The organism is Bifidobacterium commune (genome assembly GCF_900094885.1).
GTDB classification, from domain to species: domain Bacteria; phylum Actinomycetota; class Actinomycetes; order Actinomycetales; family Bifidobacteriaceae; genus Bifidobacterium; species Bifidobacterium commune.
The window spans coordinates 138,055-152,165 of the sequence record NZ_FMBL01000003.1 but is presented as its reverse complement, the minus strand read 5'-3'; the positions used below and the strand labels follow the sequence as shown (position 1 = coordinate 152,165).

General features: G+C 54.9%; 10 protein-coding genes. 3 read left to right on the top strand and 7 right to left on the bottom strand.

All coding sequences use genetic code 11. The features are described from left to right. Nucleotides 1–110: 110 nt before the first annotated feature. The 3 genes from GA0061077_RS05985 to GA0061077_RS05980 form a co-directional block, all read right to left on the bottom strand. On the bottom strand, nucleotides 111–1,970 hold the full coding sequence (locus tag GA0061077_RS05985; protein WP_091848037.1) for an ABC transporter ATP-binding protein: 1,860 nt from the start codon (nucleotides 1,968–1,970) through the stop codon (nucleotides 111–113). Nucleotides 1,971–2,192: 222 nt separating this feature from the next. Further along, a complete protein-coding gene (locus GA0061077_RS06790) occupies nucleotides 2,193–2,402 on the bottom strand; it encodes a hypothetical protein (protein WP_143249625.1) in 210 nt (69 codons plus the stop codon). Nucleotides 2,403–2,766: 364 nt separating this feature from the next. Further along, entirely contained in the window at nucleotides 2,767–4,248 is a 1,482-nt protein-coding gene (locus tag GA0061077_RS05980; RefSeq protein ID WP_234696557.1) for an amino acid permease, read from the bottom strand. A 326-nt stretch (nucleotides 4,249–4,574) separates the two neighbouring features. Here GA0061077_RS05980 and GA0061077_RS05975 point away from each other — a divergent pair, with 326 nt between their 5' ends. Continuing rightward, entirely contained in the window at nucleotides 4,575–6,101 is a 1,527-nt protein-coding gene (locus GA0061077_RS05975; protein WP_091848035.1) for an amino acid permease, read from the top strand. A 251-nt stretch (nucleotides 6,102–6,352) separates the two neighbouring features. Here GA0061077_RS05975 and GA0061077_RS05970 read toward each other — a convergent pair whose 3' ends face one another. The 4 genes from GA0061077_RS05970 to menB all read right to left on the bottom strand — a co-directional run bounded on the left by GA0061077_RS05970 (nucleotide 6,353) and on the right by menB (nucleotide 11,542). After that, the gene (locus GA0061077_RS05970; RefSeq protein WP_091848034.1) at nucleotides 6,353–7,372 is read right to left on the bottom strand and encodes a DUF5067 domain-containing protein; all 1,020 of its coding nucleotides are present in this window, start codon (nucleotides 7,370–7,372) and stop codon (nucleotides 6,353–6,355) included. Between the two features lie 365 nt (nucleotides 7,373–7,737). After that, entirely contained in the window at nucleotides 7,738–8,793 is a 1,056-nt protein-coding gene (gene ilvC / locus GA0061077_RS05965; RefSeq protein ID WP_091848033.1) for a ketol-acid reductoisomerase, read from the bottom strand. 290 nt (nucleotides 8,794–9,083) lie between these two features. Then, the gene (menE, locus tag GA0061077_RS05960) at nucleotides 9,084–10,616 is read right to left on the bottom strand and encodes an o-succinylbenzoate--CoA ligase (protein ID WP_159426926.1); all 1,533 of its coding nucleotides are present in this window, start codon (nucleotides 10,614–10,616) and stop codon (nucleotides 9,084–9,086) included. 101 nt (nucleotides 10,617–10,717) lie between these two features. After that, on the bottom strand, nucleotides 10,718–11,542 hold the full coding sequence (gene menB / locus GA0061077_RS05955) for a 1,4-dihydroxy-2-naphthoyl-CoA synthase (RefSeq protein ID WP_091848031.1): 825 nt from the start codon (nucleotides 11,540–11,542) through the stop codon (nucleotides 10,718–10,720). Between the two features lie 121 nt (nucleotides 11,543–11,663). Between menB and GA0061077_RS05950 the strand changes: the two genes are divergently transcribed. Continuing rightward, nucleotides 11,664–12,029, top strand: coding sequence for a PaaI family thioesterase (locus GA0061077_RS05950; RefSeq protein WP_091848030.1), 366 nt, complete (start codon nucleotides 11,664–11,666; stop codon nucleotides 12,027–12,029). Nucleotides 12,030–12,430: 401 nt separating this feature from the next. Further along, complete coding sequence (locus tag GA0061077_RS05945; protein WP_091848029.1) at nucleotides 12,431–13,861, top strand: DASS family sodium-coupled anion symporter; 1,431 nt, start codon at nucleotides 12,431–12,433, stop codon at nucleotides 13,859–13,861. Nucleotides 13,862–14,111 lie beyond the last annotated feature (250 nt).

Sequence of the window (14,111 nt, the reverse complement as noted above, 5' to 3'; positions counted from 1 at the left end):
ACGTTTGCTTTCATCTTTGGTTTGGGCGGTACTGCTCCAGCAGTCAATGCACAGCAGCCACGGTTGCCGTCAGGCGAAACGTTTCCGCGCCGAACCTTTCTTCGCCGGCCCTATCCGGCCAACTCGTCAGGACTCATCTGCGATTCGGCGATTTCCCTGTAAACCGGGCAGCTCTCAAGCAGCTCCTTGTGCGTGCCCTCTCCTACTACCTTGCCGTCATCTAGCACGACGATGGTGTCGGCATCCATGATCGTGCCCACTCGCTGGGCGACAATCAGCTTGGTGGCGTCGGATGCGTTCTTCTTCAAGGCATCGCGCACCGCACGGTCGGTTTTGAAATCAAGCGCGCTGAACGAATCGTCAAAGACCATGATCTCGGGATGCCGATAAACGGCACGGGCGATGGAAAGCCTTTGCTTCTGCCCGCCCGAGACATTGGAACCGCTTTGCGCTATGGGTGCGTCGTATTCACCGTCCATGCGCTGCACGAACTCATCGGCCTGCGCCACATCGCTGGCCGCGCGAACATCCGCCATCTGCTCCTTGCTCAGCTCACCACGCTCGTCTTCACCGGCGATAAGAGCGAGTTCAAGCTTACGACCCTTAGCCGTAGAGGTATCAGCCACTTCGACCTCTTCCGCATCGCCGGGCCTGTCGCCATAGCTGACATTGGACGCCACGGTGCCTTTGAACATCACGGACTGCTGTGGAACGTAGCCAATCTTGTCTCGCAGGACCTTGATGTCGTAATCCTTAACGTTGACACCGTCGACCAGAATCTCACCTTCGGTCGCATCATAGAAGCGTGGCACGAGGTTGACAAGGGTCGATTTACCGGAACCGGTGGATCCGATGAAGGCAACGGTCTGCCCCTTGCGGGCGGTGAAACTGATGTTCTTGAGCATCTCCTCGCGGGTGCCTGGGTAGGTAAAACCGACATTGCGGAACTCTACGGTCCCTTCCTCGCCGGGCTTACCCTCGGTGAGCGATCCCGTTGTGACGGACGGTTCGGTATTCAGCACTTCCATCACACGCTGGGCGGACACGTCGGCACGGGGCCACAACACGAAAACCATGCTTAGCAGCAGGAACGCCATGATGACCTGCATCGCGTAGCTGGAGAAAACGACCATGTTGGAGAAGTTGGTGAGTCGGTCGGCCGGCAGCGCAGCATCCTTGATCAGATAAGCACCAATCCAGTAGATCGACAGACCAAGGCCGTTCATCACGGAGCTCATGACAGGGTTCATCGCGGCCATCGCACGTGTGGTGAACAGCTGGGTATTGGTCAGGTCGTCATTGACTTTGGCGAATTTGTTCTCCTGATAAGCCTCGGCGTTGTAGGCTCGCACGACTCGCAAACCGGTGAGGTTCTCGCGAGCGACAGCGTTGATGTTGTCGGTCAGGCGCTGCATCGAACGGAACTTCGGCATGACCAGAATCATGATGATAATGACAAATAGCAGCATCACCACCGTGGCGACGGCCGTCGCCATCGTCCATTCGAAGCCCTTCCCGGCGATCTTGCAAATGGCCCAAACGGCCATGATCGGGGCACGGAAAATCAACAGCACACCCATGGTGATGAACATCTGAATCTGCGTGACATCATTGGTGGAACGGGTGATCAGCGACGCGGTGGAGAACCTACTCATTTCTGCCGGACCGAAGGACTCGACCTTACGGAACTCGAGCGAACGCAACCGCTGACTGAAGGAAGCACCGACACGTGCCATGAAGTACCCCACGGCAACAGCACAAATCACCGACCCCAGGGAGACAAGCAGCATCTTGCCGCCTTCCTTCCAGATGTCAGCCATCTTGCTGCCCGGCGTTTCCACCAGTTCAGTGACCTTCGACATGTAGTCCGGCAGTCTGAGGTCAAAAAAGACCTGCCCTGCAATGAACGCAAGGCTGAGCAGCATCTGCCCAATCTCCGTCTTAGAGAGGTATTTGCTAATGCGAAGCATGAATCTCTTCCCATTCTCTTTCTTCATTATCTCGGATCCATCAATCCCGAGCGCCAATAGCAAGCGATGATTTTCATAATATTTTATTATCTGAATGTACACTACTGCGTGGTGTCGGCAGCGGAAATAAAAAACCACCCGCAGCAACAGATTGCGGATGGCAAACGCCTGCATTATCGATACAGACGGTGCAGATCTTTTATCAGGACCTGAATTTCAGGATCAGACTTTGGTCTCACGAGTCGGACGAATATCGGCGTGACGACGCTCCAAATATTCCTCGACGGCGGTGCGGATAAGCACCGAGGGCCGTACACCTTCATCGGCCGCACCGGCAAGCACCCAATCAGCTAACTCAGCCGTTGCTCGGACACACCAAGAACGCTCCTGAAGTTGACGTCCCCCACGCCGCGACGTAACTGACTCACCCAATTTCGCTCTCCCCCATAGTCGGTATGCCGTGTCGCTGGTGACTAGATAACAATTACTTTCGGGTTACGGCAAACCCGAAACCCCACCCCGAAATAGTCATCAAACTACAAACTATTTGGCATCACCCAAATTTTACGAATCCATTATAAGACACAGCAGCGCATTATTTAGATAGTATTTCAAAAATGTAATAATATTCACATAAATTCAACACATATATATAAATATGTCTTGATGTCAATCAGTGGCGGTCTTCTTACGATACACCGCATCACACCCCACGGTAATCGTTGCGTCCAAACTCAATGATGCCTTGGCTCAGACGCAACGCAAGCACCTCAGGAAATTTACTTGGTTTTCCGCCTCAACTCAGCATCTCATTCTGCTTTCCACGGAAGCGCCACACGCAATATCCACCGAACAGAGCCAACCAGATGAGCCCTGCGATAGCGGAACCACGTGTATCGGCAGAGATGAACAACGTGCAGTAAATGAACAGGAAGAAGAGAATCGTGAGCGTGTTCGTGACCTTATAGGCGGGCATCACGAAACCGTCAGCACTGAAATCCGCGGAGCGGCGGTAACGCCTGTGCGCGAGCATCGTGAGCACGTAGACGAAAATGATCACCGCGCTGGAAGCCGACGAGAAGAGCACGAATACGTTGGAAATCTGCGGAATGGAATTGATCATCGGCGAAAGCAGGATGAAGCACGCGGAAACCACGATGGCACGAGCGGGAACCTTGCTTTCGGATACGACGTCAAGCTTGCGCAGCACGGGCGAAGTGGAAACTTCCGCCAACTGATAAAGATGGCGTCCGGCTGAATACAGCAGCGAGTTGAGTGCGGACGATGCGGCCGTGATGACCACGAAGAAGACCAGTGCCGAAGCCCAATTCAGGCCCGCATACTGGAAGACCATGATGAACGGGGACGCGAACGAACCATCCTTGTTCGGCTTGAACGTGCGCCACGGAACGATGAGCATGATGGCAACCAGCGCCCCGACATAGAAGATGAGGATACGCATAATGATCTCATTAACGGCCTTCGGCAGCACCTGGCGCGGGTTCTTCGTCTCTGAGACAGTCACACCCACGAATTCAATCATCTCGTAGGCGAAAAAGACCATCTGGAAACTCATCAGCAGTGCAAGCCAACCGTTGGGAGCCAACGAGAGGCCACTGAAGATGTTATCCAAACCTGCATGGCCGGCCGGGCTGACATGATCGACGCCGTGAATCTGGACGGCCGGATAATGGTAGCCAATGACGACCATGACCACGGCCGTGACGATAAGCCCCACGATCAAGGTGATCTTAATCATCGAGAACCAGAATTCCGTCTCACCGAACGCTTTGACGGCAATGAGGTTGATGATCGCAAGAACCGCGAGGAAGCAGACCTCGATAAGCGGCTGCCACGCACGCAGGTCGAAGCCGAACGTGTCGAAGAAAGTCACGAAATACGTGCCGACCGCCGTAATCTCGGAAAGCCCCATCAGAATGAGAACGATCCAGTAGGTCCAGCCCGCGAAATGCCCCCAGCCCGCGCCGAGATAGCGGCCAATGAAGCTGATGAACGTGTGCTGGTCCGGATCGTGGTACATAAGCTCGCCGATGGCGCGCATCAGCAGGAACATCACCAGGCCGACCAGAATGTAGACCAGAATGATGCTGGGTCCGGTAAGCGCGATCGACTTTCCCGAACCGAGGAACAAACCGGTGCCGATGGTGCCGCCGATGGCAATGAACTGGACGTGCCGGTTACTCAGGCCGCGCTCGAGCTGGTTGCTGCCCTCTCCCGTACCGCTCTTTGGGTTTTCGACAGCATTGAGACCGGTCATAGCGGCATTCTCGCTTTTGTCCGTTTCAGTCATTTGTCCCCCTCGTAAATGGATTCTCGCTTACGCAATAGTGCACAGACTACGCCGCAGTAGGTGACATCCGCATTACGCACTCGATTTTTCTACGATACTCACCCACAAAACAACCCATGGGCAACGTCCGAAACACAGATGACCGCAAACATCGAGAGGACAGCCTATGCTTCAAACCAGCTACGGGGAGATGAGAGTCGAGCATCCAACGCCAACAGCTCCCGACCCCAAGGCATATGCGTATACATCAGATATACACACGAGCAGGGAATCCCGTGAAAGAGGAGCGCCACATGACTAGCCGGTCGGGGACAATAACAGGCAACAACAGCGTCGGCAGTGACAACACCGGCAAGACACCACGGAACCGCGGAGGCAACGGCGTCGTCCGCAAGCTCAAGACCCGCCACATCTCAATGATCGCACTCGGCGGCTGCATCGGCACCGGACTGTTCATGACCTCCGGTGGCACGATCGCGCAAGCCGGCCCCGGCGGCGGACTCGTGGCCTACGCGGCAATGGGCATAATGATTTACTTCCTGATGACCAGCCTGGGCGAGCTGGCCACAAACATGCCCGTTTCCGGCTCATTCGCAGTCTACAGCTCCAAATACGTCGATCCCGCGCTGGGCTTTGCGATGGGCTGGGACTACTGGCTCAACTGGGCCATCGCAGGGGCTACCGACATCTCGACGGCCGCGCTGCTGATGCAGTTTTGGTTTCCGGATTCACCCGGTTGGGTGTGGAGCCTGACAATGCTCATCATCATTTTCTGCCTCAACGCCTTCGTGGTCTCCGCATTCGGCGAGACGGAATTCTGGTTGGCACTGATCAAAGTAGTCACCATCGTCATCTTCATTGTCATCGGCCTGATGATGATCTGCGGCATCATGTTCCAGCCAGCCATCGGCTTTAAGAACTTCACTTACAAAGACGGGCCGTTCGTCGGTGGCTTGCCTGCAATCATGGCAGTCTTCCTCATTGCCGGCTACTCGTTCCAAGGCACAGAGGTCGTAGGCGTCACGGCCGGTGAGTCCGAGGACCCCAGCCAAGCGGTGCCCAAAGCCATCAACAGCGTTTTCTGGCGCATCGTGCTGTTCTATTTGCTATCGATTTTCGTCATCGCAGCAATCATCCCCTACACCAACCCGAATCTGCTGGGTGCTTCCGACGCCAACGTGACGATGTCGCCGTTCACCATTGTCTTCCAGAAGGCCGGTTTGGCAGCTGCTGCAAGCGTGATGAACGCGGTGGTACTCACTTCGATTCTTTCCGCCGTGAACACCGGAGCTTACGCTTCCAGCCGCATGCTTTACGGCATGGCAAAGGACGGCTACGCACCTAAGTTCCTTGGCACCACAACCAAACGCGGCGTACCGCTTGCGGCACTCATCACCACGCTGTGCATCGAGGCACTTGCCTTCTCATCGAGTATCTTTGGCCCGAAATTCTACATGTGGCTGATTACGGCCACCGGGCTAACCGGCTTCATCTCCTGGATCGGCATTGCGCTGAGCCACTTCCGTTTCCGCCGCGCGTTCAAAGCGCAGGGCCACAAAATTTCCGAGCTAAAGTACCATGCCAAACTCTTTCCCTTCGGGCCGCTGATGGCCATCGCGATCTGCCTGGTCGTGATCTGCGGCCAGAACATTCCGGCTCTTGCTTCTGGCAACTGGGGCGAGATGCTGATGACCTACTTCAGCGTCATCCTTGTCGCCATCCTTTATTTCGGCTACAAGTTCACCCACCACACTCACATCGTCAAGCTCAAAGACATGGACATCTCATCCGTCTGCCCCACAGCACCTGAGCAGCAGTAGCGCAACGGCATTCGAGACAATACGTAACGATTCCCGGACAGTGGTTATAGCTGAGTCTAGTTCTTGACCACGCCCGCTGTTCCACAGGACGAAGAAGAAAAGCATTTGTCTCCCAGAATTTCTGTTCTGGGAGACAAATGCTTTTCACGGCCTGATTGACGGGAACGCCAATCCGATGCCGACTGTTTCAAAAGAAGCGCCCTACACTAACCGCTAGGCATACCTCTCAAACCGTGCAATGTTTCAAACAATTATTGCAGATTAAATGTTTTCGTGATCTTGGCTTTGCCCATGTAATCAACACCGGAGGAGACTTCCACATCCACAGGTGAGGTCTCATCGTTAAGTTCGTAAGCAACAGTAACGGTCAAGTTGCCATTGGGCTGCAGCTCAGTATGATCGGAATCGTCATTGTAGCCCTGAACATCATCAAGGTAATAGGCCCTCTTCAGACTCGCGCCCTTCTGGAATACCTTATCCCGGAGACCATCCCTGAAGGAGTGGTTTTCCTTGTCAGTGTTCGTGTACTCGTAAGTAACGATAATCGTGTTATGACCCTCGAAGTCATCCGGACCCCTTTGAGCAGAGGCAATCTTGACGTCACCACCCTTGAGGCTTCCGCTGCCCTTCATCTCCTTGTCCTTCAGCTTCTGGTCAGTAGACCCCTTGTCACTCCTGGCCTTCTCGTGAGTGGTGTCGGAACTGGTAGAAGAATCCATTTGATTTGCTTCATCAAGGATGGACTTGCCCATGCTGAATGCACCAACGAGCACGATGGCGGAAATAACCAGACCAACAATACCGGTAACAAGACCGGTGATAGCCATATTTTTGCCGGAAAGATTGCCGGCATTAATCTTGCGCATCGACATGACACCGGTAACTATGGCGGCAATACCGCAGATGACGCCAATGAAGGGAATCCAGAACATAACAATGGCGACAATACCCAAAACCAGCGCGGCAATAGCCATGCCAGAACGGGTTGGGGTCATAACCATTGGCTGCTGAGGCATGGCGCCCATCGGGGCCTGCGGCATACCGTTCATTGGAGCCTGCGGCTGCTCATCACCCATGGGAACCTGCTGCGGCATCTCACTCATCGGCGGTTGAGATTCAGGAGCAGCCGGCCGCTGAGGCATCTGATCCATCGGGGTCTGCTGCGGCTCCGAACCGTTGGTCGGCTGCGCCCCCGGCTGGACATCGTTCTGCATTTCAGGCTGAGGCACCATGCCCCCACCATCCTGGTTGTTCTCTTCTTGCGCTGTCATTCTCTCCCACAATCCTTTTAAGCACCGGGGGGGGCTGTCCCGCTACTACTTTCAGCAACAGGCAAACCCGAAGCAAACGAATTAAACTAGTGTAATACAATTATACCCTCGTTAAGAATAACTCTCAACATAATAGAAAAAGACACCAATTCATTACTCAGGTATCGCTTCGGCGCATTACGACCTGTCAAAACCAAACGTTTCACGAATGCCTAGGGATGCTTTTATAGGGCACAACGTTTTCCACACGTATGCAACAGGGGTTGTCAACGAGCCTAAACTCGACAACAACCCCTATAACTTTCTATTCACAAAGCAATGCAAATCGTTGCTAGGTAAATCGAAAGAAGCGTCGGGCCGGACGACTACTCCTGGACCTGGGTGCGGGCAATGTCACCATTGAAGGAATCCTTCTCATCAGCGTCGGCCGATTCATCCTTAAGCCATGAGAACATCGCACGCAGCTTCGGACCAACGGTTTCGATGCGCTCGTGGCTGTACTTCTTCTGAAGTTCCTTGAAGTGCGGTCCGCCCTTGGCCTGATCGTCCATGAACTCCTTGGCGAACGAGCCGTCCTGAATGCGCTTGAGCTGGTATTCCATGTTCTTACGGGTGTTTTCATCGATGACGGTGGAAGTGAAATCGCCGTACTGAGCGGTGTCGGAGCAGGACCAACGATCCTTGTTCAGACCGCCTTCGTTCATCAGGTCGACGATCATCTTCAGTTCGTGACAAACCTCGAAATAGGCGATTTCCGGCTGGTAACCAGCATCTACAAGGACCTCAAAACCAGTCTCGACCAGGTGGTTGACACCACCCATGAGCACGTCCTGCTCACCGAAGAGGTCGGTCTCGGTCTCTTCCTTAAAGGTGGTCTTGATGGCACCGGCACGCAAAGCGCCCAAAGCCTTCGCGTACGCCAGGGTGATCTCCCAGCCGTTGCCCTTCTCGTCGTTCTCGCAGGCGACGACGGCAGGAACGCCGCGGCCGGCCATGTACTCGCGGCGAACCATGTGCCCCGGACCCTTCGGCGCGACCATGAAGGTCATGTGGCCCGGGCCAGGCTTGATGTAGCCGTAGCGAATGTTGAAACCGTGAGCAAACGCAAGGGCCGCGTCTGGCTTCATGTTGGGTTCGACGTCTTTGCTGTAGATTTCGCTTTGATACTGATCAGGAGCCAGGAACATAATGATGTCCGCGTCCTTCACCGCATCAGCGACGGACTTGACCTCAAGTCCCTGCTCCTTCGCGTATTCGACGGACTTGGAGGTAGGCCGCAGGCCGATGACGACATCCACGCCGGAATCGCGCAGGTTCAGAGCATGTGCATGACCCTGAGAGCCATAACCAACAATTGCTACCTTCTTGCCGTCGAGAACGGAAAGATCAGCGTCGTCTTCGTACCAGATTTGTGCTGCCATAATATGCACTCCTTGCATCATTTGTTATAGATAGTGCCGGCTGGACTATCGGCGCCCCCGGCGTAGAAAATCGGCTCATGATCGAAAGGGATTTTGTCCCGTTGAAGATTCATTCTAGCGGCGTCCAACGTGCAGCCCACGACCCCGTCCAATAATCGAACACACATTTGAGACGAATCACCGTCGGAACATTGTGAAGATAGTCCGCTGTCGATCTTTGTTTGCCGCCTGCATCAACACTTTCTTCGATAGGACACAACAGCAAGGGCAAGATCTGTATGGACTCCTTATCAACCAAGCAGAAAACGGCGAATCTTGCCGGTACTTGTGCGGGGCAACGATTCGACGCGATAGAAGCGGCGCGGCACCTTGTGGTGCGGAAGCCGGGCACGCCCGAACTCGCGCAATCGATCCGTTAGCGACTCATCGTCGCCGGCAACCACATACGCCACCGGCACCTCGCCCCATGTCTCGTCAGATTCGGCCGTCACGGCGATCTCATCGACATATGGGCAGTCATCATATACGCGCTCGATTTCTTCGGGGAACACGTGCTCGCCGCCGGAAATCAGCATGTTGTCGAGTCGGCCATCGACATAGAGGTATCCGTCGTCATCGAAATGGCCGACATCTCCTGTGCGATACCATCCGTCGGCGGTTTTCTTGGATTCAAATGCACCGGAACTGTTGACGTAGCCCGGCGTGAGCGCACCGGTTTTGACCAGTATCTCGCCGGTCGATTCGTCGAATTTCAGCGAGGTGGTGAAGTAGGGTTTGCCGCTGCAGAACGGTTTGCGCGGACCGTCGGCGATAGCGGTACCGACGATCTGTGAACAGGTTTCAGTCATCCCGTAGGTGCGCACCACAACCATACCCAACTTTGCACAGCGCTGCAACAGCGAAGCATCGCTCTTCTCGCCACCTAGAATGAAACCCTTGAACGACGACGAGTATCCCGTATTCGAAGCGACGCCACGCTCATGCTCGGAAACCAGTTGTTTGAGCATCGTGGGCACCACGGAAACCCATGTCACCGGCTCATCGGTGAGGATGCGTTCCATCTCGGAAGCATCAAAATGATCCATCAGGCGCACGGTAACACCGAAAATAAGGCCCCGAAGAATGATGGAATAACCACTGATATGGAAAATGGGAACAGCGCAAAGCCATTCATCGCTCGGGTCGGAACCCAGATTCAGAGCAACGCCGGTTGCCGAGACGAAATGATTACGAATCGTCTGACGCACGCCCTTCGCAGCTCCGGTAGAGCCTGAGGTGAACATGATACTCACCGTTTGCTCTTCGTCAAACTCACGCGGAATCGTCGCAACGGGTACACCGCATCGGACTTTTGCCTCGCTATCGGAACCAGGACCGCCCTCGCTCGAACCATCGCCGACCACCGCCAGCCCACATTCGTCCATACCCGCTTCAGCGAATATCTCATCAAACCCAATGACACGAACCTCGGTGTCAGCTTGCGAAGCAACCGACAGCCGCTCGGAGAGACTGTCGTCCTTAAGACAGCATTCGACGCGCGCATCGCACATCTGACCTTGCAGCTCGCCGTCCGTCAGACGTTTATTGAGCCATACCACGGTCTTGCCATACAGCAGCAACGTGACCGACAACAGATATCCTCGAATGGTATTGTCCGCGAGCATCGCCACGTTCTGCGTCCTGAACACCCCAAGCCGTTCAAGTGCGGAGCCAAGCTCCTGAGTCCGCTCGAAAACTTCAGCGAACGTATAACGCGTCCGGCCGTCGTACACCGCCGTACGCTCCGGCGTAAGCTTCGCTCGCTTCAGCACCCAGTTATCCACGCCGCATTCCTCCGATTGGCCACACGACCACATCCTGCCTTCAGGCTTGCCTATTCGTCAGCCACGTTTCACTCGCAAACACGGAACATGTCATCGATCGATCACGGGAATCTCGGGAATTGATCGAAATCAGGCTCACGCTTTTGATTGAAAGCGTCACGCCCCTCCTTCGCTTCCTCGCTGGTATAGAAGAGCATCGTCGCGTCGCCGCCCAGCTGCTGCAAACCGGCAAGACCGTCGGTGGCAGCGTTCATCGAAGCCTTGATGAAGCGTAGGGCCGTCGGGGATTTCATCAGCAATTCGTCGCACCATTTGAGGGTTTCCTCCTCGATATCCGCCAGCGGAACGACCTTGTTGATCCAACCCATTTGCAACGCTTCCTCAGCGCTGTAGAAATGACCGAGGAACCAGACTTCCTTCGCCCGCTTCTGACCGATGACATCCGCCAGGAGACCGGAGCCATAACCGGCGTCAAAGCTGCCGACTTTCGGGCCGGTCTGTCCGAATTTGGCGTTGTCGGCGGCGATGGTGAGATCGCAAACCAGCTGCAGCACATTGCCGCCACCAACCGACCAACCCTTGACCATCGCAATGACTGGCTTCGGAATGATGCGGATGAGATGCTGCAGGTCAAGTACATTGAGACGTGGCACATGGTCGCCGCCCACATACCCGCCGTTGCCCCGCACTCCTTGGTCCCCTCCCGACGAGAAGGCAAGATCGCCCGCGCCCGTGAAGATAATCACCCCTATGGTCGCATCGTCACGGCAGATGGTGAAAGCATCAATCAGCTCCTCGATCGTTTTGGGAGTGAACGCGTTACGCTTTTCCGAACGATTGATGGTGATTTTGGCGATGTGGTCAGACCTGTCGAACAGTATTTCGTCGTACTGTTTGACGACCTGAAAAGCATGGTTGTCGGTCATTGCCCTCCCCCTGGCTTTTGCATGAATTCAACACTACATCATCCACCGCACGCTATGCTGTATAGAAACGCGAAGACCCACCGGGGCTGCGCGAACACTTTTGGGAGTGAGGTTCCGCGTCATGTCGCTTGCAGCTTATCTTGGAATCAGACGGCAGGAAGTCTCCGAGACGAAGGTGGTTCTATCCCTGTCCGTCACCGAAAACGTGTTGCAGCCTTTCGGCGTTCTTCACGGAGGCGTCAACGCGGCGTTGGCCGAGGAGGCCGCCAGCTTGGGCGCCATGTCGCGGCTCGACGCTTCTCATGTGGCCGTCGGTGTAAGCATCAGCACGCATCATTTCCGGCCGGTTACGTCAGGAACCTTAATTGCCACCGCAACCCCCGAACATGTCGGTAAATCGTTACAGACATGGCGGGTCGAGGTGCGTCTGAGCAACGAACTCACCAGCGTTTCAACCGTTACACTGGCCGCGCGCGAGCGCCGGTAGCCCACCCCGATAAGTTGCCGTCAAATGCTGCCAACATATATACCGACGTTTCTGCACTTCCATCAAGCCGGGGCAGCAAAACGCTATGTGACGCAATTCACACGAATGATCGTTACTCAGCATCGGGCTTGGTTTCCTTGGTGCGGGGCACCGCAACAATGGAACATCACATTTATGGTCACGGCAAGGGACAGCAATATGCAAATCGAGTGATTTGCTTTAGACATAACCGTCTTCGTTATCTATTCTCACCCACATTTTGTGGCATATACTTTGAGATTGGACGTGGATCCCGATCGCCCCATGGTGGACGCGACGACGAAACGCGACTTCATCGTTATACTCCAAATAACCACAGCAGTACGTTACGCCATGCTTTGAAAGGACCGTGAACCGCCGTCATGTCTTCAGTACTTACCAAGAAAAAAATTCCGTTTGTCCTGTTCCTACTGTGTTGCGTAGGACTCATCTTCATGTGGTTCACACCCGCTCCGGCAGGCGTGAAGACCGTCGGCTGGCACAGTTTTGCAATCGTCCTGTTCTTCCTCGCGGGCTGCGTGTTCAACGTCGCCCCGCTTTCGATTCTTTCGCTGGCGATGATGTCGCTGCTTGGCCTGACCGCCACGATGCCCTCCGCCACGCTGATCTCGTTCTTCGGATCGGCTCCGGTCTGGCTTGTGCTGTTCGCCTTCTTCATGGCCATCGGTTTCCGCAAGACCAACCTTGGCGCCCGCATGGCCTACTGGCTCATTGCACACTTCGGCCGCAGCCCGCTCGCATTGGCCTACGTCATGGCCGTCTGCGACTTGATTCTGGCACCGGTCATCCCTAACACCAACGCGCGCGGCGCCGGTATTCTCTTCCCCATCAACCAGTCGCTGGTCGAGGCGCTGAACGAGCCGAAAGACCCGAGCAAACGTTCCGTCAGCTCCTATTTGACCCTTACCACATTCCATCTGAACCTGATTATCGGCGGCCTTTTCCTTACTTCAATGGCAACCAATCCGTTGATTGCCAGTATGGCCAACAGCACATTCCACATCTCAATCTCGTGGCTCCAGTGGTTCGAGTACGCAAGCATGCCAACGTTGCTCGCCGCGGTGATCATGCCCGTCGTCATCCTCTTCATACACCGCCCGCAAAGCCAAAGCGCCAACCTATCTGTTGTGCGTGCCGCCGCGCGAGACGAACTCAAGAAAATGCCGAAAATGGCTTTGAACGAATACCTGATGATTGCCGTGTTCGTTGTGGTTGTCGCCCTCTGGGCCACTTCCTCGATCACCAAGCTTGATAACACACTGATTGCGATGGTCGGTCTGACAGCCCTGCTCATCCTTCGCATCATCAGTCTTGACGACGTATTCGCCGAAAAACAGGGATGGAACATCCTGCTCTGGCTTGCACCACTGATCGGCGTGACGGAATACCTGAATCAGACCGGTGTAATCGGTTGGATTAAGAGCGTGCTCACTTCCGCCATTTCAGGCATTCCAGCCTGGCTTGCCATCATCGCAATCATTCTGCTGTATCTGTATGTGCACTACCTGCTCACCAGCGTGCTCGTACACGTGCAGGCGTTCTTCATCCCCTTCGCGCTCATTCTGGTCTCCCTCGGAGTACCGCCGATCGTGGCAACCATGCTGCTCGGCCTGCTGACCTGCATCTCCCCCGGCATGACCCATTACGGCACCGGCACCGCGTCCATCTACTACTCGACCGGCTACATCAGCCAAAAGCAATGGTGGCAGGTCGGTTTTGTCGTCAGCCTTGTTAATCTCGCTGTCTATGCCGGCATCGGCACCCTATGGTGGAAGCTTATCGGGCTGTGGTAAATGCGCCGCTTGCGTAGAACACGGGACGCTTGGTAATCCGTCACTACCAAATCAAGCAACCAAGTAATTTGCGTCCAACATAAGATAACGAAATCCCGCCGAAACCAAATGGTTTCCGGCGGGATTTCGCAAAAACGATAACCAGACTGGTTCCTCGACATGAACAGGTTTCACCTTACGCCATAGCGCTTTCCCTCTCTCCGCACACATATGTATCGCACTATTCGGCCCTGTATTTGCAAAATCTGAC

Bases quoted from the DNA above. Each gene is read 5' to 3' on its own strand.
- GA0061077_RS05985 (WP_091848037.1), bottom strand. From the start codon at position 1,970: ATGCTTCGCATTAGCAAATACCTCTCTAAGACGGAGATTGGGCAGATG.
- GA0061077_RS05980 (WP_234696557.1), bottom strand. From the start codon at position 4,248: ATGACCGGTCTCAATGCTGTCGAAAACCCAAAGAGCGGTACGGGAGAG.
- GA0061077_RS05975 (WP_091848035.1), top strand. From the start codon at position 4,575: ATGACTAGCCGGTCGGGGACAATAACAGGCAACAACAGCGTCGGCAGT.
- GA0061077_RS05970 (WP_091848034.1), bottom strand. From the start codon at position 7,372: ATGACAGCGCAAGAAGAGAACAACCAGGATGGTGGGGGCATGGTGCCT.
- ilvC (WP_091848033.1), bottom strand. From the start codon at position 8,793: ATGGCAGCACAAATCTGGTACGAAGACGACGCTGATCTTTCCGTTCTC.
- menB (WP_091848031.1), bottom strand. From the start codon at position 11,542: ATGACCGACAACCATGCTTTTCAGGTCGTCAAACAGTACGACGAAATA.
- GA0061077_RS05950 (WP_091848030.1), top strand. From the start codon at position 11,664: ATGTCGCTTGCAGCTTATCTTGGAATCAGACGGCAGGAAGTCTCCGAG.
- GA0061077_RS05945 (WP_091848029.1), top strand. From the start codon at position 12,431: ATGTCTTCAGTACTTACCAAGAAAAAAATTCCGTTTGTCCTGTTCCTA.